The 23030-nt window shown below is 51.8% G+C and carries 24 protein-coding genes; 9 read left to right on the top strand and 15 right to left on the bottom strand.

The window, feature by feature from the left end; translation table 11 throughout:
• Position 1 precedes the first annotated feature (1 nt).
• Complete coding sequence (locus BV405_RS00225) at positions 2-916, bottom strand: LysR family transcriptional regulator (RefSeq protein ID WP_086478849.1); 915 nt, start codon at positions 914-916, stop codon at positions 2-4.
• A gap of 204 nt (positions 917-1120) precedes the next feature.
• Here BV405_RS00225 and BV405_RS00220 point away from each other — a divergent pair, with 204 nt between their 5' ends.
• Positions 1121-2731 carry an NADH-quinone oxidoreductase subunit L gene (locus BV405_RS00220; RefSeq protein ID WP_086478848.1) on the top strand — a complete coding sequence of 537 codons (1611 nt, stop codon included), beginning with the start codon at positions 1121-1123 and terminating at the stop codon, positions 2729-2731.
• Complete coding sequence (locus BV405_RS00215; RefSeq protein WP_086478847.1) at positions 2728-5217, top strand: YbcC family protein; 2490 nt, start codon at positions 2728-2730, stop codon at positions 5215-5217. The genes BV405_RS00220 and BV405_RS00215 overlap by 4 nt, the downstream gene beginning before the upstream one ends.
• 126 nt (positions 5218-5343) lie before the next feature.
• Here the strand turns inward: BV405_RS00215 and rluF are convergent, their stop codons facing one another.
• The 9 genes from rluF to BV405_RS00170 all read right to left on the bottom strand — a co-directional run bounded on the left by rluF (position 5344) and on the right by BV405_RS00170 (position 11304).
• Positions 5344-6492, bottom strand: coding sequence for a 23S rRNA pseudouridine(2604) synthase RluF (gene rluF, locus BV405_RS00210; protein WP_086478846.1), 1149 nt, complete (start codon positions 6490-6492; stop codon positions 5344-5346).
• A gap of 109 nt (positions 6493-6601) precedes the next feature.
• Entirely contained in the window at positions 6602-6853 is a 252-nt protein-coding gene (locus tag BV405_RS00205; RefSeq protein ID WP_086478845.1) for a TIGR03643 family protein, read from the bottom strand.
• Positions 6854-6910: 57 nt separating this feature from the next.
• Complete coding sequence (locus tag BV405_RS00200) at positions 6911-7234, bottom strand: hypothetical protein (RefSeq protein ID WP_086478844.1); 324 nt, start codon at positions 7232-7234, stop codon at positions 6911-6913.
• Between the two features lie 103 nt (positions 7235-7337).
• Entirely contained in the window at positions 7338-8120 is a 783-nt protein-coding gene (locus BV405_RS00195; RefSeq protein WP_086478843.1) for a hypothetical protein, read from the bottom strand.
• A gap of 28 nt (positions 8121-8148) precedes the next feature.
• Positions 8149-9042: a hypothetical protein gene (locus BV405_RS00190; RefSeq protein WP_086478842.1), complete on the bottom strand. Its 894-nt coding sequence runs from the start codon at positions 9040-9042 to the stop codon at positions 8149-8151.
• A 205-nt stretch (positions 9043-9247) separates the two neighbouring features.
• Positions 9248-9871 (bottom strand): LysE family translocator, encoded by a 624-nt coding sequence (locus BV405_RS00185; protein ID WP_086478841.1) that lies wholly within the window; start codon positions 9869-9871, stop codon positions 9248-9250.
• 52 nt (positions 9872-9923) lie between these two features.
• Positions 9924-10286, bottom strand: coding sequence for a gamma-glutamylcyclotransferase family protein (locus tag BV405_RS00180; RefSeq protein WP_086478840.1), 363 nt, complete (start codon positions 10284-10286; stop codon positions 9924-9926).
• A gap of 46 nt (positions 10287-10332) precedes the next feature.
• Positions 10333-10767: a DUF2214 family protein gene (locus BV405_RS00175; protein WP_086478839.1), complete on the bottom strand. Its 435-nt coding sequence runs from the start codon at positions 10765-10767 to the stop codon at positions 10333-10335.
• 129 nt (positions 10768-10896) lie between these two features.
• Positions 10897-11304: a GNAT family N-acetyltransferase gene (locus BV405_RS00170; protein ID WP_086478838.1), complete on the bottom strand. Its 408-nt coding sequence runs from the start codon at positions 11302-11304 to the stop codon at positions 10897-10899.
• Positions 11305-11621: 317 nt separating this feature from the next.
• On the opposite strand from BV405_RS00170, the gene BV405_RS00165 reads away from it, so the two are divergent.
• Both BV405_RS00165 and BV405_RS00160 read left to right on the top strand, forming a co-directional pair.
• Positions 11622-12218 carry a LemA family protein gene (locus BV405_RS00165; RefSeq protein ID WP_245832179.1) on the top strand — a complete coding sequence of 199 codons (597 nt, stop codon included), beginning with the start codon at positions 11622-11624 and terminating at the stop codon, positions 12216-12218.
• Positions 12215-13048 (top strand): TPM domain-containing protein, encoded by an 834-nt coding sequence (locus tag BV405_RS00160; protein ID WP_086478837.1) that lies wholly within the window; start codon positions 12215-12217, stop codon positions 13046-13048. Before BV405_RS00165 ends, BV405_RS00160 begins: the two co-directional genes overlap by 4 nt.
• A 44-nt stretch (positions 13049-13092) precedes the next feature.
• Here the strand turns inward: BV405_RS00160 and BV405_RS00155 are convergent, their stop codons facing one another.
• The 3 genes from BV405_RS00155 to BV405_RS00145 form a co-directional block, all read right to left on the bottom strand.
• Positions 13093-13317 carry a hypothetical protein gene (locus BV405_RS00155; protein WP_086478836.1) on the bottom strand — a complete coding sequence of 75 codons (225 nt, stop codon included), beginning with the start codon at positions 13315-13317 and terminating at the stop codon, positions 13093-13095.
• Positions 13318-13338: 21 nt separating this feature from the next.
• Complete coding sequence (locus tag BV405_RS00150; protein WP_086478835.1) at positions 13339-13761, bottom strand: GFA family protein; 423 nt, start codon at positions 13759-13761, stop codon at positions 13339-13341.
• Positions 13762-13841: 80 nt separating this feature from the next.
• Positions 13842-14672 carry a hypothetical protein gene (locus BV405_RS00145; RefSeq protein WP_086478834.1) on the bottom strand — a complete coding sequence of 277 codons (831 nt, stop codon included), beginning with the start codon at positions 14670-14672 and terminating at the stop codon, positions 13842-13844.
• A gap of 222 nt (positions 14673-14894) precedes the next feature.
• Here BV405_RS00145 and BV405_RS00140 point away from each other — a divergent pair, with 222 nt between their 5' ends.
• Positions 14895-16205: an MFS transporter gene (locus BV405_RS00140; RefSeq protein ID WP_086478833.1), complete on the top strand. Its 1311-nt coding sequence runs from the start codon at positions 14895-14897 to the stop codon at positions 16203-16205.
• Positions 16206-16247: 42 nt separating this feature from the next.
• Here the strand turns inward: BV405_RS00140 and BV405_RS00135 are convergent, their stop codons facing one another.
• Entirely contained in the window at positions 16248-16670 is a 423-nt protein-coding gene (locus BV405_RS00135; RefSeq protein WP_086478832.1) for a cytochrome b562, read from the bottom strand.
• A gap of 181 nt (positions 16671-16851) precedes the next feature.
• Between BV405_RS00135 and BV405_RS00130 the strand changes: the two genes are divergently transcribed.
• Positions 16852-18216, top strand: coding sequence for a class II fumarate hydratase (locus tag BV405_RS00130; RefSeq protein WP_086478831.1), 1365 nt, complete (start codon positions 16852-16854; stop codon positions 18214-18216).
• Between the two features lie 159 nt (positions 18217-18375).
• Positions 18376-20130 (top strand): sensor domain-containing diguanylate cyclase, encoded by a 1755-nt coding sequence (locus BV405_RS00125; protein WP_217895537.1) that lies wholly within the window; start codon positions 18376-18378, stop codon positions 20128-20130.
• 83 nt (positions 20131-20213) lie between these two features.
• On the opposite strand, the gene BV405_RS00120 is transcribed toward BV405_RS00125, so the two are convergent.
• On the bottom strand, positions 20214-20786 hold the full coding sequence (locus BV405_RS00120) for a DUF3833 domain-containing protein (RefSeq protein WP_086478830.1): 573 nt from the start codon (positions 20784-20786) through the stop codon (positions 20214-20216).
• A gap of 207 nt (positions 20787-20993) precedes the next feature.
• On the opposite strand from BV405_RS00120, the gene BV405_RS00115 reads away from it, so the two are divergent.
• Together BV405_RS00115 and BV405_RS00110 are read left to right on the top strand one after the other, a co-directional pair.
• The gene (locus tag BV405_RS00115) at positions 20994-22397 is read left to right on the top strand and encodes an ATP-binding protein (RefSeq protein WP_086478829.1); all 1404 of its coding nucleotides are present in this window, start codon (positions 20994-20996) and stop codon (positions 22395-22397) included.
• Positions 22375-22953, top strand: coding sequence for a response regulator transcription factor (locus BV405_RS00110; RefSeq protein ID WP_086478828.1), 579 nt, complete (start codon positions 22375-22377; stop codon positions 22951-22953). Before BV405_RS00115 ends, BV405_RS00110 begins: the two co-directional genes overlap by 23 nt.
• Positions 22954-23030 lie beyond the last annotated feature (77 nt).

Genomic DNA, 23030 nt, shown 5'->3' with positions numbered 1-23030 from the left:
ACTAATCTGAAGCTGATACCTTCTCTGCCGACTTGCCTGAGGCCCCCTGTTCCAGCAACACTTTCAGAATCGGCAATTCAAAATGCCGCTTGGCGGTGATGGCGTAGAAGTTTTCGATCACGCCTTCTAAAGTGCAATATTTTTTCAGCAGACCGCTTTCGATCTCATCCTGTACCACAACCTCCGGCACCACAGTGACACCACCGGAATCCCGCGCCATCAAACGCAGCATCGCCATATCATCCACTTCGGCATAGGGCGAAAAGTCCAGTCCGTGCTGCTGACAATACATATCAAACTGCACCCGAATATCACTGCTTGGCCCCGGCACCAGCACCTTCACTTTGGGCAGATCCTGCGGAAAGCTCAGCTGCTTAAAGGCAGCTGTATCCGGCCCCACCAGACAAACACTCTGCCGCGCCAGCAGCTGACAGCGCCAGGGCAACGTCGAGTCTGACGCCACCGCTCGGTTGGAGAGAATCAGATCCAGTTTGTGCACTTCCAGCTGTTCCAGAAGATCTTCCAGCGCAGACGAATGCAGCACCAGCTGAACCCCCTCCTGCCCGATCACAGGCTTAAGAAAGTTCTCCTGAAAGTTTCTCGACAGGGTCGCCACTGCTCCCACTCTAAGACGCTGCAATCGCTTAAGACCACCGCTCTCCATCATGGAGAGCATCTCAGAACCCAGACTGAAAATACTCTCGGCATACTCTAAAACCAGATGGCCGGTTTCTGTCAGCTGAAGAGTGCGCCCCTGACGGTCAAACAGCTTCTGCCCCAGCTGTTCTTCCAGCTGCTTAATCTGGGATGACAGAGCCGATTGGGAGACGTGCATCTGCTGAGCCGCCCGGGTCAAATTGCCCTCTTTGGCCACGGTCCAGAAGTAATACAGATGACGAAAATTCAGATCACGCATAACACTCTGCCCTCTGGCTTTTAATTTCGGCGGCACAACAACCGTGGTACAAGAATCGTTCTTTTTTTAAGAACATTTAGTAAAGAACTATATATTTTACAAAAGTAGCCCGCCAGCCAAAAATGCAGCCATTGAAACACCTGAGGCCGTTAAAGCCTCAGCACAGTATCCCTAACCGATTCATTACCCAGAGCAGGTTTGGTTATGTCATCTACATTTTTGTCATCGCTACTGAGTGGCTGGCTACTGCCGGTTATCTTTTTCACCGCTTTCCTGTTAAGTCTTTATCGCCCGGAAAGAGCCTGGTGCATCGCTAAAATCAGCGCCCGGACTGGCCTGATTGCCGCTGCCGTCACCCTGACAGCAACCTTGACCGGGCTGTTAGTATTCAACCTGACAGCTGACCTGCTCAGTGTAACGCTGATGCAGCTGGTGGCTCTGCTCGGCTGGGTGATCACAGGATTTGCCCGTCGCTACCTGCAGGGGGAAAGCCCTCAACAGCACGCCCGATTTGTTCAGGGCATGCTGTTTACTCTGACCAGTGTTGGCTTGTTGATCACCAGCCAGCACCTGCTGCTGATCGCGCTGGCCTGGGCTGGCACCAGCTTTGGCCTGCATCACCTGCTGACCCATTACAAAGAGCGCAAAGCCGCGCAGATTGTTGCTCACAAGAAATTTATCGTCAGCCGGCTGGCTGAGATCGCCATGGTGATCGCACTGGTGCTGATCTACCAGACCGCAGGCACGCTGTCTCTGCCACAGCTGAACGCCTTTATCGCTGACCAACCTGCTCTGCCAGTGGCATTGCACTGGGCTGCGGCTCTGTTTGCTTTGGCGGCGATTCTTAAAACCGCTCAGCTGCCGCTGCATGGCTGGCTGATTCAGGTGATGGAAGCGCCAACGCCGGTTTCCGCGCTGCTGCACGCTGGCGTGGTGAATATGGGCGGCTTTGTACTGATCCGTCTGGCGGAGCTAATCTCGCTGGCTCCGGTGGCGCAGGCGATGCTGGTGATCGTGGGTAGCTTAACCGCCGTGCTGGCAGGTCTTGTGATGATGACCCGCATCAGCATCAAAGTACGTCTGGCCTGGTCTACCTGTGCGCAGATGGGCTTTATGCTGATGGAGATAGGTTTAGGCCTGTACGAACTGGCGCTGCTGCATCTGTTGGCTCACTCGCTGTATAAAGCCTACGCCTTCCTGAGCTCCGGTGAGACCGTTGCCCAAAGCCGTATCGGTGACTTCTTCAGTAAGGATAAAAAACGCCATGTGCTGCTGAGCACCCTGTTCAGCCCGCTGCTGACACTGGCCGTGGTGAGTGCCTCCGTGATGCTCTGGCAGCAGTTTGCCCCCGGACTGCATCTGTCTCCGGTGGTAACGCTGATTCTGGTACTGGGGCTGACACCGCTCTTCTGGCAGGAAAAAGGCCTAAGCCTATCCGCATTTATCACAGGTGCGGTACGTGTCGCCCTGCTGACTCAGCTCTATCTGATCTGGCACCTGCTGTTCGCCCAGCTTGCGCCAGCAGCAGGCATCGCTTCTCAGACTCTGATGGTCTGGGTTGCGATCAGTTTTATCACCCTCTACGGACTACAGACCTGGATTCGCCTCTGGCCGGAAGGTCGTGTTTCCCGTCGACTCTTCCCATGGGCGTTCAACGGCTTCTATCTGGATGAAACCTTTACCCGCCTGACCTTTAAGTACTGGCCGGCTCGCCTGAGCCCGCTGCAGGCTGAAACCCGTTTTAACCGCCGCAATAGTGGTTCACGAAAAGGTTCAATTACAACAGACAGTGCAATTACCGGAGAACAGTCATGAACGCGCCGTTAAAAACCGACTCCCGGCAACAAAACGCTGCATTGCTGCAGGCTATTCAGGCAGCAACAGACAGTATCGCGCCAACCTGGCCGCTGGATCGTATGATTGCGGTAAATCCTTACTGGGAACAGATCAGCGAGCACTTTAATCAGGTAGCGGAAAAGCAGGCCAAACTGGCGGGTTCTGCCATGACCCTGCCGCTGTCTTACTATCAGAAGCGCTGGATCGACGGCACCATCAAGCCGGTTCATCTGGAGCAGGCACTGGCAGAATTCAGCTCTGAACAGGCTGCAGCAAAAAAGCCCTTTGAAGCCCTGACCACAGAACAGGCGATTGCCGGACTCGCCCAAAGCGACAAGGCTCCGGTGCCGCCGCCACTATTGGGAGATACGCTGGATCAGATGCGGGATCTGCAGCATGAACCCGCCTGGTGCGACACCATCACCTTTCAGGTTTCTCAGTTCTGTGCCGCCTGGTTCGATGAGGATCAGGCTGACTGGCATCCGGGTCAAAACGAGGCCACAGGTCACGGCTCTCTCTACAAAAGCTGGCGTAAGACTCTGACCCGGGATCACAGCGTTGCCCTGCTGATGAAGGCTCCGGGCATTGCTGCCAAAGCAAAAACTCTTTCAGAAGATCCCGTTCAGCAGATTGCCGATACCCTGCATAACCTTCAGATCCCGGAAGAGCTTTGGCCGGAGTATCTGCAGGCGGTGCTGATGCGTATCAGCGGCTGGGCATCCTGGGCTGCGTACCTGCGCTGGCAGGCTCGTCTGGAAGGCAAAGAGGACAACACCCTGACCGATCTTTTGGCCGTGCGCCTTAGCTGGCAGCAACTGATCGATGACGGTCAGCGCCAGCAAGGTTCTGTCTGGCAACGCTGGCAGCTGCAGTGGCAGGAGCATCTGAAGCAACATGGCTCGCTGAATCCGCTGAACCGCATCTGGCAACGCGCCCATGAGATCAGCTATCAGCAGCAACTGAGCAAACGTCTGCAGGAGAAACCTCAGCCATTATCTGCCCGCCCAAGCGTGCAGGCGGTGTTCTGTATCGATGTGCGCTCTGAGGTTTTCCGCCGCCATCTGGAAGCCCAATCCGATGAGATTCAGACACTGGGCTTTGCCGGATTCTTCGGCATGCCGGTGAGCTACACGCCGCTTGGCACAGAGGCAACACGACCTCAGTTGCCGGGGCTGCTGGCTCCGGCACTGCACATTACCGACAGCTGCGGCAATGCGGTTAAGGATCATAAGATCGTGCACAAGCGCCGTTCAAACCTGAATAAGCTAATGAGCTGGCAGCCGTTTAAATCCGTCCCCGCCTCCGCCTTTACGCTGGTGGAAACACTGGGACTGAGCTATGCCGGTAAACTGATCCGTCGCAGCCTGCCCGCTCAAAATGATCTGGCTACCGGCAACCGCTTGGGGCTGGATAAAGGCTGTGATCTTCAACCGTCACTGGCAAGTTCCGGTGCGGATCTTGCCCTGCAAACAGAACTGGCGAAAAAAGTACTCACCGGAATGAACCTGACTCAGGGTTTAGCGCCTCTGGTACTTTTGGTCGGTCATGGCAGCCAAAGCCATAACAACCCGCAACGGGCGGGACTGGATTGTGGTGCCTGCTGTGGTCAGACCGGCGAGGTGAACTCCCGTGCGCTGGCCAAACTACTGAACGATACCGAAGTGAGAACGCAACTGGCAGATCAGGGCATGACGATTCCTGCGACCACACACTTTGTCGCCGCCCTGCACAACACCACCACAGAAGAGATCAGCCTGTTTGATCAGCAGCAGATTCCTGAATCTCATCAGTTGGCTGTAAATAAACTGCTGCAACAGCTGGCCGCTGCCGGTAAACAAGCCCGTCAGGAACGGGTACCGTCACTGGGACTTGCTGACCTTCAGGATCAACCGGAGAAACTGACTAAAACCATCAAACAGCGGGCGAACGACTGGGCACAAACCCGCCCTGAGTGGGGGCTGACCAACAACGCCAGCTTTATTATCGCGCCACGCTCCCGCACACGGGGCATCAAGCTGGATGGCCGTAGTTTTCTGCATGAATACTCACCTCAGAAAGATCCGGAAGGCGCTTTGCTGGAACAGATTATGACCGCCCCTATGGTGGTGACCCATTGGATCAATATGCAGTATTTCGCCTCGACCGTAGACAACACCCGTTACGGCAGCGGCAATAAAACCCTGCACAATGTGGTTGGCGGTCGCCTTGGCGTGTTCGAGGGTAACGGCGGTGATCTGAGAACCGGTCTGGCGCTGCAATCCGTGCATAACGGCGAAGACTGGCAACATGAACCGCTGCGCCTGACGGTGGTGATCGACAGTGATCGGGTAACGATTGAGACGATCCTGAGCAAACACGATACCCTGCGCCAGTTGGCAGATAACCGCTGGCTCTATCTGGCGCGCTTTACGCCGATGGGTATCGAGTTTTATCAGGGTGAAGGCAAATGGTTTGTCAGTTGCTGAGACTCAGCTGCTGATGTTTAACTGGGGACATTAGCGCTGCCACTAACGAAAAAGCCCCGAAGCTTTTATATGAGTATAAAGGCTCCGGGGCTTTGTTTGTTCTGCTTTTATTTTGTTTTGTTTGGCTTAACCGCGACGGGCGGGCTTTCTGCCTTTAGGGGCAGCACCTTTACCGGCACCGGTTTTACCCGCGCTCTTCCCTGAAGCTTTAACTGCGCCCTTACCCTTGCCTTTTGCAGCAGCCGCTGCAGCACGGGCGGCGACCTTTCCGGATAACTTACCGCCTTTAACCGCGCCTTTACCGGTGGTCGGTTTTACCGATGCGCGATGGGGTTTACCCGCTGCTCCGGCTTTGTTTCTGCCAGCACCTTCCGCGCGGTTATCACTGCGAACACCGGACTGCTGACCGCGTACAGGTCGTTTGTTATTGCCTGCGCCACCTGCATTCTGACCGCCGGATGATGACTTTCCACCACGGTTATTGCCTTTGCCGCCAGCATTACTGTTGCGGGAATTTTTCGCGCCCTGGCTGCGACGACCTTCCGGTGCTTCTGAACTGGAATCTTCCACCGCTTTCAGCAGCTCGGTCAGTTCCTGTTCAGTCAGATCACGCCAGTCGCCCAGCGCAAGACCTTTCAGGCTGACATTCATAATGCGCACCCGCTCCAGCTTCACCACTTCATAACCGAAGTATTCGCACATACGGCGGATCTGACGGTTCAGGCCCTGTACCAGCGTCATGCGGATCTGGTTTGGCCCTTCTTTCACTACAGGGCATTTCTTGGTCATGGTGCCCAGAATCGGCACACCATTAGCCAGACCTTCCACCGCCTCATCACTGATCGGGCGGTTAACGGTAACCAGATACTCTTTCTCGTGATTGTTACCGGCGCGCAGCACCTTGTTTACCAGATCGCCATTATTGGTCAGGAAGATCAGACCCTGAGAGTCTTTATCCAGACGGCCAATTGGGAAGATGCGGTGACTGTGGCCGACATAATCAACGATATTGTCCTTCTCAGAACCTTCGGTAGTACTGACAATGCCCACCGGCTTGTTCAGCGCGATAAAGATGAAATCATCGTGCTCCGGCGGCTCAATCAGCTGGCCGTTCACCTTCACTATATCGCCGTGGCTGACACGATCACCCACCTGAGCACGCTTGCCGTTGATATACACGTTACCCTGCTCGATAAAACGATCCGCATCCCGACGGGAACAGATACCGCTTTCACTGATGTATTTATTGAGACGGGTGGTGGTGTTAGGCAGCATAAAAACTCATCTTAAAACGGTGACAATCGAAGCCGCTAAGGATATAGAAAAGGCGATAAAATGCCAGTGCGCGCACCGTTCTGACGGTAAAAAGCGACCGACGATTTTCTCAGCGATGCTTATATTGCGTCGGGCAATAACCTCTGGAAACAGAGGAAGGTCTTAGTCTTAGATGTTTGGTCTGGCGGCCGCTGACACGCTTGCGCCAGAGTCTGAAACTTGAGGGTTTAAGGCTGGATTGCATCAGGCTGACAACCGCTTTTTCCGGTAAGCCAAACTGGTGTTCGATGGCTTCAAAAGGGGTCCTGTCTTCCCAGGCCATCTCAATAATGCGGGAGTGTTCATCCGGGGTAAAAGTCATCCGTATCACCTTCTCAAACAAGTGGAGCAGGTGATACGAAAGATGGAGCGATAAGGTTTATGCCATCACAAACTTAAACATCAGCAGCAGGAAGGTTGTGGTTGCCAGCGCCAGCCAGCCGAAGAAACGGGTCACCGCCTCAGAGAGCTGCACACCGATCACAGGGAACAGAATCATCGCCAGAGCCAACAAGGGCAGAAAGCCAAACAGACGACCAGCATAGGAACTGCCCTCACCCACTGCTGGCGGCACCATCTGATAGAGCACCTGATAGATGAGCATCAGAAGAATCGCCAGAATCTGCTGCGCGCCGATCTGACTGTTTGGCGTTAACGTCATATAGGCTAACGCCAGTGTGATAACCATCATCCCTTCAAACATCACGACCTCCTGTCGTTTTAATGTTGAGATCCATCAGGGGAAAAATCCTCAGCTGATAAACGTCTCTAGTTTATAGCCTATGCAGCGACCATTTTCCTCTCTGTCAGCGATAGTGATCAAACAGGCCGTGACGGATCACGATGATGTTATCGCCAGAATGGGTAAACCAAACCTGTTTCTGTTCCCCCTGATACTCAAACTCTGCCAGACAACGCAAACTTGCGCTTCGGCTCCCTGTGGTACTGGTGCTCTCGGCGATATAGCAATCGGAAACTGTCGTCGCTTCGATCCGGCTTTCCGGATAGGGCACAAAGCTCTCTGTAAGCGCCAGAATCAGTATCAGGTTGTAGCCATGAGTGACCGGATTCACATACTTAATGCCCCACTCAAACAGCTCATCACCATGCTGAAAGAAGACATAGAGACCTACGATCAGCAAGGCCATAAAGAACAGCATATAAGCCTGATCCGGCAGAGCAGACATATAGTAAGTATCGCCAAAGGCGACAAGGAGAGAGACCGGCATAAAGCTGATGGAGAAAAACCAGACACTTCCGATGCGAGATTCAGGGTCTTCGCCAAACAACATAATCAGATAGCTGGCGAGCACCATCCAGATAAGGATGCCACCCAGCATCAGCGCATAAGGAGCGAGAAGAATGCTGATTCCGAGCATAAAATCATGCTCACCCTGATACAGAATCCAGCCGCCGATCACCGCGCAAAGCAAGCAGATCACGAAATAAGGCCAAATAAACAGCATGCCCATAAAACGTCGCAGCTGCTTATTGATCGCCTGAGTCACCAATCCAACAGGTGGCTTAAGCGCCGTATTGGCCTGATTGTCTCTCTGAGTATCAATATCCGTGTTCTGCGTATTTGTCATTACCCTATCCCTGTTGCCCACATTTCAACTAACCGGAAAACTGATCTGAAGAACTGCCCAGTCCCTGCTCTGCAAAAGCCTGTTTCAGTTTTGACCAGTCGTAGGAGTAGCCTTTTGCCACTAATCCACTCAGCGCCTCACTCAGCTCTTCTTCGTAGCCATAAATACTGACAAATTCACTCCAGTCGATGCTGTCGATACGGGCCTGACTCAGGCCATGGGCTGCCAGGGTCTCAACCAGCTCAGGCGCAACACCCAGAATATGCTCCAGCAGGGTTTCGCAGTCATAACCGTCAAGATCGGCATCGGCTTCCAGCCCCAGCTTAAACAGATCAGCTACAGCTGCTCTCCAGCGGGCTTTTTCTTCTTCATCATAATTACGGTGATAAAGCAGGGAAGCGATCTGACAGATAGCAGATTCCAGTTCATCATTATGGAAATCAGACGCACCCTTGCCCTTTTCAATCAGCTGTTGCTGGGCAAACTCAAACACCTCGATGCAGGAACGATCATCTTCCGTTGCTACCGTCATAAAGTTCGGCAGATTCAACTCAACCCCCGCATCATATAGCCGGGTCAGCACCGGCATAAAATCCGGATGGCTTAAGTGCATAATCTCCAGATCATTGTTAATACGGGCACTATCATCCGGGCCGTACTTTTCAATCAGCTGCAGCGGGAAATAGAAATCCGCCACCATGCCAGGGCAGTAGGTTTGAGTGAATTCCCCCAGCAGAATATCGAGCAGATCCCGGTCACGGATCATCTCATACTGACGCATCGATTCCATACGGGGCAGATCCCGCTTATCCCACAGCCGACGCAATAGCCGGGATAGCTCCCTATCCTCATTACCGCGCGCTTTCAGAGCGGCCCAGTCTTCGGCCTCTGCCAGCTGGTTCAGGTTTCTTTCTCCAGACATCAATGGGGCTTCCCTAATCAATCGATTATCGGCATTGCCATAGCAGCCGATACATGCCTACAAGCAGACTAAAAACTCTAATTCCAAAAGAGCCGCAACCTTATGAAATTAAAGGAGTTACAACAAGGGAAATAGACAATGTAAGAGCAAAAATGTGACCGGCTTCATCACCTGAAGCCGGTTGTGTGAGATAGGAGATGCAAGGCTAAACCTCTTTTCGGGCCAACAACAGGCCGATTCCGGCACTACTCAGAAAACCAGCACACAGACGGTTAAACAAGGTTCGCATGGCAGGTCGCGCAAACCAGTCCCGAAGAGCAACACCGAAGTAGGCATAACAGGCGATTGCCAGCCACTCCAACAGTAAAAAGAGACTGCCAAGAACAAAAAACTGAGCACCGACACTGGCGCTCGGATCAATAAACTGAGGCAGGAATGCGGTAAAAACCAGAATAGCCTTGGGATTCCCCGCAGCCATCAGAAACTCCCGTCGCGCCAGTCTGAACAGAGAGGTTTCGTTTATCGCTTCACTCTCATCAGCAGACACTTCGGCATGCCAGAGTTGGTAGGCTAACCAAAGCAGATAAAACCCGCCCACAACCTTGATCACCAGAAACAGTAAAGCGGAGGTGTGCAGTACCGTAGCCAACCCCATTGCTGTCAGGGTAATCATGCCGACAAAGGCCAGCAAACGCCCCAACCCTGCGTAACAGGCGGTTCTGAAGCTGTAATGCTTGGCGTTGGCCATCGCCATGAGATTGTTTGGCCCCGGCGTCATATTGAGGGCAAAACACGCGGGGATAAAAATCAGTAGTGTCATCAATGACATCAGCGTTCCTTTATTACCTTATAAGCTTTTAAACCTTTACCGTGCAGCAGGGCTAAGAAGCGAGTGCCCGTTTCTTTTCTGTCTCAGCACAAACGTAAGCCCATGCGGTTTTACCGGATTCAAACACAGCAGCAACACGAACGTACTCTTCCACCTCGTAACGATCCGCCTGAGCCAGTTCTTCCGCTGTAATTTCGAAAACCGTTCCTTCAACCTTATCGTCAGGATTACCGGTGTATTTCAGAATCGGGTGAAACGCCTTACCACTGGTGGCGACAACCGCTTCATCACGAATGCGTACCTCAGACAGGGCATAGCCTGTTAGCGTATCTTTTTCCCCTTTCAGCAGCCGACCGAACGTCTCCTGCTGAACCTGATCAAACTGCAGCGTACCGTACGAAAACAGACGTTCCATTTTTGGTTCCTGAATGACAGATAGAAAAAATTGAGAATAAAAAGTACTAGCCCAACCCAACACCTCTGGCCATGAGCACTGCCAGTAACGGAATCACCAATAGCAACACCACTTCCAGTCGCTTAATCAGAATCACAGGTGCAGGCACACTGAGCGCAGTAGCGGTAGTTTTACGGTGTTTCAGCAGAAAAATCGTTGGGTAGATAGAGAGCAAAGCGATCACAACAAAGAGTGTCACCTTGATATGAAAAATGGGGTTTGCGCTATAAAACTCGGCAGGCTTGCCAACACCCAGCCAAAGGGACAAACCAGCCCCTAAGGTGACAACAGCGCTAAAACCATAGATACCATCAATCACGGCCAGTTTTTTAACAGTGCGGTTATCTAAGGATCTGGCCAGCAGCAGATTTTCCGCTACCAGCATAGACGCCAGCAGGATAAAGCCGACAAAGTGCAGGTATCTTACGAATAACTCTTCCATGGTTGTTCCTTTTCTGAAGGTGCGTTTCCGAAGGCGCTCTTCTGAAGATCATTTCCTGAACAGAAGATAATTCCAAAGCCCGTAACATACCCAGAGTAGATCCGATTTAAAACGTGGCATTTTGTAGGGTTAATGCTCATCTCCGGCATAAACCCACATAGGCTCGGTTTTACCGGCGCGCTCAAATCCCAGCGCCTTATAAAAAGCCACAGCATCGCCATCCGCCGTCAGCATCTGCTGATGAAAGCCTGAGTAAACAGATTGCATCGCCTGCATCATCTTGCGCCCAATGCCAGCGCCCTGATGATCCGGATGCACCAGCATGTGCGGGTAATACACCACCAGATGCCCATCGGAGATCGCATTACCAATACCCACCAACTCGCCATCGATGCGGGCGGTCACTAAAGTGTGTGAATTCTGAAGTGCCGGAATAAGCTGCTCCGGTTTCTCGGCAGATGACCAGCCGTTGGCACGATAAAGGGCAATCACTTCTGCTTCTTCAATGGCATCGTTGAGGGAAATCTGGATATCCATATCGCTCCTTAATTGAGTTATTAACTATCAAATATCATTAGATATTTTATTCTAACCCTGATCCTCTACCCCAAAGTAGTTTTCATTGATTTAACACCATAAATTCTGTGTGTTTACGTCTTTAGTGCCGTTCATCAAAGATACCTTTTATGAGAACATTTACCCGCTTAAGTAGCGAAGCCTCATATTAAAAAAACAACGGGCTGACAACCTTTCAAACAGCGAAATCTGCCTTAAGCCGGCACTCCCCACTGTCGGGTTTTGACATTTCATTAAGACCCATACCGAGTTAACCGCTCACGGAAAGAGAACAACCCATGATCCGAATGAAAAACCTTTTTATTATCCTGCTTGCACTGACCCTGGCTGGCTGCGGCTACAACGACCTGCAACGCCGTGATGAGCAGATTAAAGCTAACTGGTCAGAAGTGCTTAACCAATATCAGCGTCGGGCAGATCTGGTGCCGAATCTGGTACGCACCGTTCAGGCCTTTGCTGCCCATGAGAAGGAAGTCTTTACTCAGGTAACCCAGGCCCGAGCCAAAGTGGGCTCTCTGAATCTGTCCGCCGAGACCATTCAGAACAGCGAACAGCTGGGTAACTTTCAGGCGGCTCAGTCTGAGCTGTCCGGTGCGCTGTCACGTCTGCTGATGGTTTCTGAAAACTATCCGCAGCTGAAATCCGACGGTGCATTCCGCGACCTGCAGGCTCAGCTGGAAGGCACCGAAAACCGTATCGCGGTAGCTCGTAATCGTTACATTAAAGCGGTTCAGGAATACAACATCACGGTTCGCTCTTTCCCCTCTAACCTGACGGCTAAATACTTCGACTTCACCGTGAAACCAAACTTCAGCGTTGATAATGCCGCAGAAATCTCCAAGCCGGTTGAGGTGAGCTTCGGGGGTGATAAGTGAGATATCTGATTGGCTTACTGCTTTTCAGCTGGAGCCTTCTGGCTTCAGCGGAAGCGGTTAAGATTCCCGACTACACGCAGCCGGTTATCGATCAGACCGGCACCCTCACCAAGGCACAGATTCAGGGGTTAACCGCTAAACTGGGTGCTCTGGAAAAAGAGAAAGGCGCTCAGGTCGCCGTGCTTGTCATTGCGGACACCGGCGATGACACCATCGAAGCCCTATCGTTGCAGGTGGTGGAAAAGTGGAAACTGGGCCGTAAAGATGTCGATGACGGCGTACTTCTGCTAATTGCAAAAGAGAGCCGGGAACTGCGTATTGAGGTCGGCTACGGCCTTGAAGGTGCCCTGTCGGATGTGATCGCCAGCCGTATCATCCGTGACTTCATTACACCTGAATTCAAAAAGGGCAACTACGCGGAAGGCATCGATACCGGCATCACCCAGATCATTAATGTGATACAGGGTGAACCTCTGCCGGAACCGGCTAACCCGTTAGATGACCTGCCGGAATGGCAGCGCAGCCTGCTCTATGCTTTCCTGATGGCTCTGGCAATCTCGGCAGTACTGGAAAAAGCAGTGCGCTTGGTGGATATTCCGAATTATGCGGTTAGCGGTACTGCGGCGGTGATCGGATTCGGTGCTTATTTCGTGATCTTTGGCAGTGTTATTTATGCGCTGGCCTGCGCCGTAATGGCCTTTGTGATCCCTATGATCACAGCCAATGGCGGTATGAAGAGTTCCTCCCGAGACAGAGGCAACAGCTCCCGCTCCAGCAGTCGGGGCGGCGGTGGATCTTTCGGCGGCGGCGGTTCATCCGGTAGCTGGTAATCCCGTCAGATCAGGTATCGGGGCTTATAGCTCCGATACCTGTTCTATTGAGTTTCCGCCTTAGTCTCAGTGACCATTTCTTCCAACTGCTCGGCGGCCTTACCACAGAGAAAACAGATCGCTTCCGGATCAGTAGCCTTATCTCCCACATGCAGAATCAGGCCGTTATCTTCTGACTCGATACAAGCTTCACAGATCTCAACCATCATGGTTTGCTCATCAGGATCACGGGCAGACATATCATCCCAGATCACACAGTTTTTCAGCATTTGATCTCTCGCTTAGTTTTTTCAGCTCTGCTGCTGATCTGAATCCCGACCTTCCTGAAAAGCCGGGAGATCCTTTTGCAGCTCACACCAGTTGTTTTTGTAACGGGTATAGATCTGAGCATCGATCTTTACGGGAATCGCCTCGTCAAAACAGGCGATGGCCAGTTCCATCTCATCAAAGCCCGCACCTTTCACACGAAAACCGATGCTGGAGCCACACTCACCACAGAAGGTTCGGGTAGTACCGTTAGGGGCAACATAATCGTTCAGGAGGGATCGGCCAGAAAGCCACGTCAGGCCTTCAACCTCAACCAGAGTTCCGAAGGCTGCACCATGAAACTTGCGGCACATGGAACAGTAACAGTTCGCGGCTTTTTCGCTAAAGACGGTCACGGAGAAGGTCACACCGCCGCACAGGCAAGAGCCTTTATAGTTTTGGGTCATAAGTGTTGGATCTTATAGGAAGAGATGTAAATCAAAAGCCTAGTTCCCACGCTCTGCGTGGGAATAACTAAGCCCATACACTACCACGCGGAGCGTGGGAGCGAGTTATCGGATCTCTCCCTTGTTTTTGCCTTTCTCATACGTTGTCTCAAACTTTTAACATAGGGACCGTCGATTAGTTCTTCAGGTTTAAGGCCTAAAGCACAGTTTGCGATTATTGAGAACGCATTATCACTTAACCTAAAATCAGGCTTTAGCCTTCCTCCAAGTCTAATACCACTCTCCTCAACAGCTGCAAATAATGCTCTTAGAAAGTCCGCTACAGAAGAGCGCTGAGATGATATAGCGGCAGCAGTTAATTCATCGCCAGCCAGTACTTCTGCTTGAAAGGCATCGTCACTAATTTCCGATACAAACTGACTTAATCTAGGCCAGTACTTTAAGTCGAACTGACCACTCAGATTAAGCAGTTTTTCTCTTAAAAAACCGCGATAATGTCCGTTACCAGCCGCTGCATTATCTATGACAGTCGTAATACTGTAATGGTGGTTACTGGAAAAACCAGACTCATTGGATAACGCCCTACGTTCTTCTAATAAGTCTGCCAACTTAGCCGCTAACACTCCTATTTCGTGATTCAAACCCTCATACTTAGACTTTTGGGTTCGATATTCTCTTGCAGACTCAGGATTCCAGTGCGCTGCTGTAGATAAAACTATTTCCAAAAACCTATCGATCTCAGACTGACCAAAATTTGTAGCCAACTCCACGTAAACAGTTTCCATTTCACCACTATTTCTAAGAAGCCTATCTGCCACTTCAACATCGCTTGCCCAGATGGAGTTTTCGATATTGTAGGCCATATCCCTTTTAATAAAGCTTTCACATTGATCTACAAAAAATTTACTCATTCTTGTTACCTATTAAGTAGCCCCAAACCCGACACACAATAATACGAACATGGTCTGACACTGGTATCTCAGTTCCACTTTTATTACGCAAGTTGAGATACCTAATTTTCTTCGCTTGATAGCAATCTGAAGCATGGCCTTCCTATAATTCGTCACAACCGCATGTTAGATTGTTAACTAACTGATTTATGGTGAATTGACAGCCAAACCGGAGGGATTGAGATGGAAAAGCTGGTTGATAATCTCTACGACAAACTCGCTAACGAGGAGGATGCCCGCGCCTGTAAGGACATCAGCCCGGAGGCCTGCAGGGAAGTTCCCGGCAATTTCACCAAGACTCTGTTCAGTCAGTTCCTCACCAAGCTGGGTGATGCCTTCGCCAACCCTAAGGTTGTGCTGCCTGCATTGATGAATCTGGCGGGTGCGCCCTTCTACCTGATCGGTTTTCTGGTGCCGATTCGGGAATCCGGCTCTCTGATTCCGCAGCTGCTGATTGCAAGCTATGTCCGCAAAATGGCGATCCGAAAAACCGCCTGGGTACTCGGCTCTGCGATTCAGGCACTCTGTATGTTCGCTATCGCATTGAGCCTTTTCTACCTGACCGGTGATGCCGCAGGCTGGACGGTGATCGCCCTTCTGGTGGTTTTCAGTCTCGCCCGTGGCTTGTGCTCGGTTGCCTCCAAAGATGTCACCGGAAAGACCATCCCTAAACCCAAACGCGGTCGTTTAAGCGGATTAGCCTCAAGTATGGCGGGCGGTATCACACTGGTTGCTGGGGGACTCCTGTACTTTAAAGGCCAGTCCGACGGCGCGGAAAATGATCTGCTGTTCTACGCTGCCTTTATCGGCATTGGCGGCGCGCTGTGGTTGCTGGCAGCCTTGTTGTTCTCTCGTGTGATAGAAGAACCCGGCGAAACCGATGGCGGTAAGAACGGTTTTCTCCATGCTCTGAAAAAGCTCAGCTTGCTAAAAACCGATAAGCCCTTCCGACACTTTGTACTGACGCGCTCCCTGCTGCTCTGCACAGCCTTGTCGGCTCCCTATTACGTGATTCTTTCCGGTGAATATCAGTCAGTAACACTGGCGCTGGGCATCTTTGTGATTACCAGTGGGCTGGCGGGGCTGCTTTCAGGGCCTTTCTGGGGCATGTTTGCCGATCATTCCAGTCGGCAGGTGATGATCGTTTCTGCCCTTATCGCGGCAACACTGGGTTTATGCATTAACGCAATCGCCCTCTGGCTGCCGGAACTGCTGGCCAGCATCTGGTTGCTGCCATTGGGTTATTTTCTGCTGACAATCGCCCATGAAGGCGTACGGATCGGACGGAAAACCTATCTGGTGAATATGGCAACGGGTAACCAGCGCACGGATTATGTCTCGGTGAGCAATACCTGTATCGGTATCGTTTTACTCTTGATCGGCTTTGGCAGCGCATTAAGCGGCTTCGGGGCGCTGAATCTGATTCTGGCACTCTCGGTGCTTGGGATACTGGGCGCAGTGATGGCCTACGCCCTGCCTGAAGTTGAAGAATAGTTTAAGGAATACCTGAAGACTCGCAGGTAAGTCTTCGAGAGGTTAATCGCAATCCTTACGAAAGTCCTCGTGACTGTCTTTACTGTGCTGTTTGATTTCCGCCAGTAAGGGCTTAATTGCCGCTTTATCACCCGCAGCCTGATTCAGCCGCTGGAAAAGATCCAACAGTTCGTCCATACCATTCTGGTAGCGCTGGATATCCACCGAACCTGCCGACTGCTTCTCATATTTCATGGGGATCAGTTCTTTTGCAGCTTCGGAGTCCTTAATCAGCTCATTCAGGTGCTGCTGCATTGCAGCCTGGTCGGATTGTTTGAAGCTCTGAACGTAGCTTTTCAGCTCCTGCTTCATATTTTTCATCAGCTCGCCCAGCTCAGTGTCTTTGCAGTGGGCTGCATGGGCAAAAGTCTCGGTACTGGTCAGCAGCATCAGACCGGCACTGGCGGCAAATATCAGTTGTCGCATCTGTTTTATCACGTTTTATCCCCTGTCTTTTTTATTATTTTCCGTTTAAAGCACTGGTTATTCAGCATTTCCCTAACTGAAATCAATCAGAAAATAAATTTTTATCCTATGCTTTAGCGTGACACCGATGCTCCCACATCAGCCGGAAGTTTGCATTAGCACTTCCGGGTAAGGAAAACGCATGAAATCAAGAACCGAACACGACAGCATGGGCGCCGTGGAGATCCCATTTGATGCCCTGTATGGCGCGCAAACCCAGCGCGCTATCAATAACTTTGCCATCAGCAAGCAGCCTATGCCTGAACCCTTTATCCGTGCGTTATTAAGGGTGAAACAGGCTGCAGCCTCTGCTAATGCCGATCTGGAACTACTGGATCAGCCTGTTGCCAATGCGGTATCCGAACAGGTTGATCGCCTGCTCACATCAGATGACATGATGCGTCACTTCCCCATCGACCGATTTCAGACCGGCTCCGGCACCAGCAGCAATATGAATGCGAATGAGGTACTGGCGCATCTGGCAGGCGGACAACTACATCAGGAGGTCAGCGCGAATGATCAGATCAATCTCGGGCAAAGCAGCAACGATACGATTCCCAGCGCCCTGCATATCAGTGCCGCCATTTTACTTAGCGATCAGCTGATACCGGCATTAAACCAGCTGAGCAAGACCCTTAAAGAACGCGCACTGGCACTGAAAAATGTCACCAAAACCGGCCGTACCCATCTGATGGATGCCATGCCGGTGACCTTCGGCCAGACCCTCAATACCTGGGCACATCAGCTGGATGAATCCGTACAGCAGCTGAAGAGCCTGCAGCCTCAGTTACACCAGCTGGCTCAGGGTGGTACTGCGGTAGGCACAGGCATTAACGCTCATCCGGATTTTAAAGGGCTGTTCTGTCGCCATCTGAGCCTCAATACAGGTATTCACTTTTCCCCGGCAGAAAACGCCTTTGCCCGTATCGGCAGTCAGGACGTGGCGGTTGCTCTGTCCGGTAGTTTAAAGACCTGCGCTGTTGCTCTGATGAAGATCGCCAATGATCTGCGCTGGATGAACTCAGGGCCTTTAGCGGGCTTAGGAGAAATATCACTCACAGCACTACAGCCCGGATCATCCATTATGCCAGGCAAGGTTAACCCTGTGATTCCGGAAGCCGTGGCTATGGCTGCAGCTCAGGTGATCGGCAACGACAGCACCATCACTATCGCAGGACAATCCGGCAACTTTGAGCTGAATGTGATGCTGCCGCTAATCGCCTGCAACCTGATCGAAAGTCTGGAGCTGCTGACCGAAAGCGCCAGACACCTGAACGATAAGGCCGTTGCTGACTTCACCATCAATCACGACGTGATCGAAGAGAGCCTTGCACGTAATCCGATTCTGATTACAGCCTTGAATCCGGTCATTGGCTATATGAAAGCCGCCGAGATCGCCAAGAAAGCCTACAAGGAAAAACGCCCTGTGATAGACGTTGCACAGGAGATGACAGGCATCAACCGGCAAACGCTGGAACAGCTGATGAACCCGACAGAATTGACCTGAGTCTAAACTCTATCTCAATGCACCAAAAGCGAGCATGAAAGGCTCGCTTTTATTTTAGCAGCCGCTATTATGCATCCCGCCATTACAAAGATATGAAATACCACGTTAAATGTAGGTATTTCATCTGCCTTTCTTCCAGCCCACAGGGAATGTCAGCGCATGGAACCATCGCAAACAGAACATCTGCTACCACTGTCTGATACCGGTACTTCAGGGACGGAGACCCGTAATGCCCGGACAGAGTCCGCCGATGCAGAGCCAGAGTCCGCCGGTGCAGAGCCAGCAGGTCACGATTACCTGACTCTGAATCGCCTGATCCTGCTGTTAGCCTTTTCTGCGGCCATGCTGACCCTGCTGAACAGCTTTTACGCCAGCTATCAGGTACAGAAGAAGCAATTGATTCAGCATGAACTGAACAGCAATTTTGCCTACGCTACCAAACTGGCATCCACCACTAACAACTTCCTGAAAGCAGCTCAGCAGCAGCTGGCGTTTGCGGCTGGTGAAATACAGGGACAGATCCACGACAGCGCTCTGCTATTGCACCATGCTGATCGACTGCGACTGCAAACTGACAGTTTTAATTCTGTGGTGATTGCCGACCACACCGGGCAAGTGCTGGCGACCTCCCCCAACACACTGGAAATTATTGGCGAACGGCTGAAATCAGATGGCGCACGGGAAGCCCTGCTGCAGAAAAAAGCGCTGATCAGCGCACCCTATATTTCCGCCACAGGCCGCTTGCTGGTGTTTATCTCTCATCCGCTGTTTGATGCTCAGGGCAATTATCTGGGCTATATCGGTGGCAGCCTCTACCTTAAAGAGCGCAGCATTCTCAATGATCTGCTGGCGACCCACTACTACAAGGACGGATCTTACATTTATGTGGTGGATGCGAATCATCGCCTGATCTATCACCCGGATCAGAGTCGGGTTGGTGAAGTGGTTGAAGGCAATCAGGTGATCAGTCGTGTACTGGAAGGCAATGATGGTGCGCTAAGGATCACCAACAGTAAGAATATTGAGATGCTGGCGGGCTTCGCGCCCATCGGCATCGCGCATTGGGGAGTGATAGCACAGCGTCCGGTTGAGGCGACTCTCGCCTCCCTGAACAGTCTGATGGCGGAGGTTTTTTATCGCTCACTGCCGATGGCAGCGGTGACCTTTCTGACCATCTGGCTGCTGTCACGACTGATCGCCCGACCGTTAAAACAATTGGCGGAAACTGCCAGAACCATGGATCAGCCCAACACCTATAACCGTCTGACTCAGATTCGTTCCTGGTACTTTGAAAGCAGCGAACTCAAACGCGCCATGCTCAAAGGCTTCAGCCTGCTGCAACAACAGATCGGACAACTTCGACATGCGGCATCAACCGACCCTCTAACCGGAGCCTACAACCGCCGCAGTTTGGATCTTTGCCTTTCCCGCTTTGAACAGGAAGGGAAATTCTTCTCGGTTTTAGCCGTGGATATCGATCACTTTAAACAGGTGAATGACAGGTTTGGCCACGAAGCCGGCGATAAGGCGCTGGTCAGCCTGTGTCAGAAGATGTCTGAACTGTCCCGTGAACAGGATATTGTCGCTCGTACCGGCGGAGAGGAATTTGTATTGGTTCTGCCCAATACACCGAAAGAACATGCTTTGGCGATGGCTGAACGCCTGAGAAGCAGCGTGGCTGAAATGATGCTTGAGCAGATCGGAACGATCCGTATCTCAGTTGGCGTGGCAAGTTTTCATCAGAACTCGCACACACCTAAGCAGGTTTTAAAACAGGCGGATCAGGCGCTTTATCAGGCCAAACGCCATGGCAGAAACCGTTGCGTACTTTATCAGGAAGCCTATTTGGCGCAGACCTGCGGGCAAACTGCATCCAGCTCGGCGGCAAGTCAAAAGGTGCCGGAAGAAGCCTGATAACGGAGCGTGACAGCTGCCTATAACGAGCCTGACTCAGGTGTGAAATCGAACCTGAGTCAGGCTGAATATTATTCCGGCAACTACTGACTGTTTTTAGTGAGTGAGAGTTCAAAAGGCGCGCCGTTCAGCATCTTCTCCGGGGTAAAGAAGAGGGTCACTGTGCCCAACTCGAAGCCCCATTTCTTCACCACAGCCCGGTTAATCATGGCGTTACCGGGCTGCAGGAACATCCAGTCGTCAAACTTCACTCGCCAGGTATCATCACCTACGGCCAGATCCATGACGTAAACCCAGTTCAGAGCGTTGCCACGAACCTGACCTTCCGCCTCACCAACGATCTCGCCAAAAGTACCTGTGTATCGCCCATCGGAGTGCTTGGTAATCACCCAGGTACGCTTATCTTTTTCGCCATCGTCGTAAAGAAAGTACTCATCAAGGGTAAGAGTACGGCCGTCCCATCGACCGTCGATCTCTACCTGAAACTGGCGACGAACGGTGCCGAACCTGTCCTCAAACATTCCCCAGGCGTAGGTTTTGCCCTGAAAGTAATCTTCCAGTACCAGTTTGGGCTCTTTGTCTGAAAAGTCTTCGATATTCATAGAGCTACACCCAGTCAGCACAAACAATGACCATAACAGCAGGATATATCGCATATCCTTTACTCTCCTTTGTTGGAAATAAGGCGTGTTATGCCCGCTTCTACGAAGGGAAACTCAGGGCAGATCATTTGGATTTCGGGGAATTGCGACTCGGCACCTGCGACATTTTGCTACGGCAATAGCGCTCCCGTTTAGGGCAGCAACAGGGCATAATGTTTTGATATTCAATGTTATTTCTGTTCATTTACTGCGGTTATTTGCATGAACCAGCCACTGCCATTATCGACACCGGGGCGAAATCTGATCCGCCTGACTCTGATCCGGGGTATCGCCTGGACCGGTTTTCTGCTGTCGATCATCATAGGCACTGAGATACTCAAGATTCATCTTCTGGCAGTCCCCCTGATCATGATCATCATCGTGATGGCTGCGCTGAATATGCTCACCTGGTGGCGTCTTGGCTTACCTTATCGGGTTACGGACTCGGAATACCTGTTTCACCTGCTGGCGGATGTGATCGGTCTGAGCCTCTTTTTCTATTACTCAGGCGGTGCAAATAACCCCTTTATCTCCTATTTTCTGGTGCCTCTGACCATCAGTGCCGCTACCCTGCCCTGGATCTTTACCTGGATTATCGCCGCGGCAGTACTCAGCTCTTATACCTTCCTGATGCAGTTTTATATCGCCGTGCCTGAGCTAAGCCATACCGGTGTTGGCATCAATCTGCACCTGCTTGGTATGTGGCTGAACTTCCTGCTTTCGACCGGCCTGATCACCACCTTTGTCTTTAAGATGGCTCACACTTTAAGGCACAGAGAGAAGATGCTGGGGGAAGTGCGGGAACAGGTACTGAGGGATGAACAGATTTTAGCGGTTGCCACTCAGGCTGCCGGTACGGCTCATGAGCTGGGCACGCCGCTTTCCACCCTTGCGGTCATGCTGAAAGATATCAGCAGGGATTACCCCGATGATCAGCTGCTACAGGAAGATCTTGCCCTGATGCGGGAACAGGTGGATCGCTGCAAAGACAAACTCCAATTACTGACTCAGCAGGCAGAGATCAATCGTGTGACCCGAACTCCGGTTTGTGATTTTATCGCCCCCATCATCGAGGACTGGCAGGTGCTGCGCCCGGATGTGCATTTCAGCCTCAGTTGCGATAACGATCTGCCGATGCCACTGCTGGAGCGGGATAAAACGCTGGAGCAGGCACTGCTTAATCTGCTCAACAATGCGGCAGATGTCAGCCCTGAGCGGGTGGATATCAGTGTTCGCTGGGACGACTACGAATGTGTGATCCGGATCAGAGATTATGGTCCGGGTATCGACCCTGATGTTGCTGCCCGACTGGGTGAAGCTTTTGTCTCCACCAAAGAGGAAGGCATGGGGATCGGTCTGTTCCTAACCCACGCCACCATCAACCGTTTTCAGGGAACCGTGCGCCTTTACAGCCTGAATAGTGATACAGCCGTAAACGGCAAAGCAAACTACGGTCCGGGCAATAGTCGGGTATCGGGAACCAATCAAGCATCGGGCAATAAACAAACCGAAAGCGGTACGCTGACAGAAGTCACCCTGCCAGTAATCCCTGCTACTAACCATCAGGACAACTGCTCCGCGATTCAACAGGAGGACTCTGACCATGAGCCCGCAAAGCCTGAATAACTCTCTAAATTCAGACTCATTACTGAGAAATAATGTGTTCCTGATTGTGGACGACGACCCTGTTTTTACTCAGGTGATGTCCCGCTCCCTGACCCGCCGTGGCTACACCACAGTCGTTGCAGAATCCGCTGAAGCTGCGCTACCTCTGATCGAAGAGCATCAGCCCAGTCTTGCCTCACTGGATCTTAAGATGGAAGGTGATACCGGCCTTAACCTGCTGCCTCGCCTGCTGGAGCTGGTGCCGGATTGCAAAGTGGTGATTCTGACCGGTTATTCCAGCATCGCCACCGCCGTAGAAGCGATTAAGTTGGGTGCTGTGAACTACCTGCCAAAACCTGCGGATACCGATGAGATTCTGGCGGCACTGAAACAGACAGACGCTAATCCGGAGCAGGAGATCGCCGAGAAGCCGATGAGCGTAAACCGCCTGACCTGGGAACATATCCAGAAGGTACTGACGGAAAACGACGGTAATATCTCCGCCACAGCCCGCCAGCTGGGCATGCATAGAAGAACGCTGCAACGAAAGCTACAGAAACGTCCGGTGCGTGAGTGAAGGTTTTGCTACCAAAGCACCTATCTGACTGATGCAGAAATGCACCTGCTACTCTTTATCCCCCTTCAGCTAGCCTT

Origin of the sequence: Oceanospirillum sanctuarii (assembly GCF_002150805.1) — a bacterium.
GTDB lineage: Bacteria > Pseudomonadota > Gammaproteobacteria > Pseudomonadales > Halomonadaceae > Oceanospirillum > Oceanospirillum sanctuarii.
The sequence above is the reverse complement of the archived record's forward strand: the minus strand, read 5'-3'. Positions and strand labels throughout refer to the sequence as shown.

Bases quoted from the DNA above. Each gene is read 5' to 3' on its own strand.
- BV405_RS00195 (WP_086478843.1), bottom strand. From the start codon at position 8,120: ATGACAAATACGCAGAACACGGATATTGATACTCAGAGAGACAATCAG.
- BV405_RS00185 (WP_086478841.1), bottom strand. From the start codon at position 9,871: ATGTCATTGATGACACTACTGATTTTTATCCCCGCGTGTTTTGCCCTC.
- BV405_RS00125 (WP_217895537.1), top strand. From the start codon at position 18,376: ATGGAACCATCGCAAACAGAACATCTGCTACCACTGTCTGATACCGGT.
- BV405_RS00205 (WP_086478845.1), bottom strand. From the start codon at position 6,853: ATGACTTTTACCCCGGATGAACACTCCCGCATTATTGAGATGGCCTGG.
- BV405_RS00135 (WP_086478832.1), bottom strand. From the start codon at position 16,670: ATGCGACAACTGATATTTGCCGCCAGTGCCGGTCTGATGCTGCTGACC.
- BV405_RS00175 (WP_086478839.1), bottom strand. From the start codon at position 10,767: ATGGAAGAGTTATTCGTAAGATACCTGCACTTTGTCGGCTTTATCCTG.
- BV405_RS00225 (WP_086478849.1), bottom strand. From the start codon at position 916: ATGCGTGATCTGAATTTTCGTCATCTGTATTACTTCTGGACCGTGGCC.
- BV405_RS00145 (WP_086478834.1), bottom strand. From the start codon at position 14,672: ATGAGTAAATTTTTTGTAGATCAATGTGAAAGCTTTATTAAAAGGGAT.
- BV405_RS00180 (WP_086478840.1), bottom strand. From the start codon at position 10,286: ATGGAACGTCTGTTTTCGTACGGTACGCTGCAGTTTGATCAGGTTCAG.
- BV405_RS00190 (WP_086478842.1), bottom strand. From the start codon at position 9,042: ATGTCTGGAGAAAGAAACCTGAACCAGCTGGCAGAGGCCGAAGACTGG.
- BV405_RS00120 (WP_086478830.1), bottom strand. From the start codon at position 20,786: ATGCGATATATCCTGCTGTTATGGTCATTGTTTGTGCTGACTGGGTGT.
- BV405_RS00200 (WP_086478844.1), bottom strand. From the start codon at position 7,234: ATGTTTGAAGGGATGATGGTTATCACACTGGCGTTAGCCTATATGACG.
- BV405_RS00215 (WP_086478847.1), top strand. From the start codon at position 2,728: ATGAACGCGCCGTTAAAAACCGACTCCCGGCAACAAAACGCTGCATTG.
- BV405_RS00220 (WP_086478848.1), top strand. From the start codon at position 1,121: ATGTCATCTACATTTTTGTCATCGCTACTGAGTGGCTGGCTACTGCCG.
- rluF (WP_086478846.1), bottom strand. From the start codon at position 6,492: ATGCTGCCTAACACCACCACCCGTCTCAATAAATACATCAGTGAAAGC.
- BV405_RS00170 (WP_086478838.1), bottom strand. From the start codon at position 11,304: ATGGATATCCAGATTTCCCTCAACGATGCCATTGAAGAAGCAGAAGTG.
- BV405_RS00130 (WP_086478831.1), top strand. From the start codon at position 16,852: ATGAAATCAAGAACCGAACACGACAGCATGGGCGCCGTGGAGATCCCA.
- BV405_RS00150 (WP_086478835.1), bottom strand. From the start codon at position 13,761: ATGACCCAAAACTATAAAGGCTCTTGCCTGTGCGGCGGTGTGACCTTC.
- BV405_RS00155 (WP_086478836.1), bottom strand. From the start codon at position 13,317: ATGCTGAAAAACTGTGTGATCTGGGATGATATGTCTGCCCGTGATCCT.
- BV405_RS00165 (WP_245832179.1), top strand. From the start codon at position 11,622: ATGATCCGAATGAAAAACCTTTTTATTATCCTGCTTGCACTGACCCTG.
- BV405_RS00115 (WP_086478829.1), top strand. From the start codon at position 20,994: ATGAACCAGCCACTGCCATTATCGACACCGGGGCGAAATCTGATCCGC.
- BV405_RS00110 (WP_086478828.1), top strand. From the start codon at position 22,375: ATGAGCCCGCAAAGCCTGAATAACTCTCTAAATTCAGACTCATTACTG.
- BV405_RS00140 (WP_086478833.1), top strand. From the start codon at position 14,895: ATGGAAAAGCTGGTTGATAATCTCTACGACAAACTCGCTAACGAGGAG.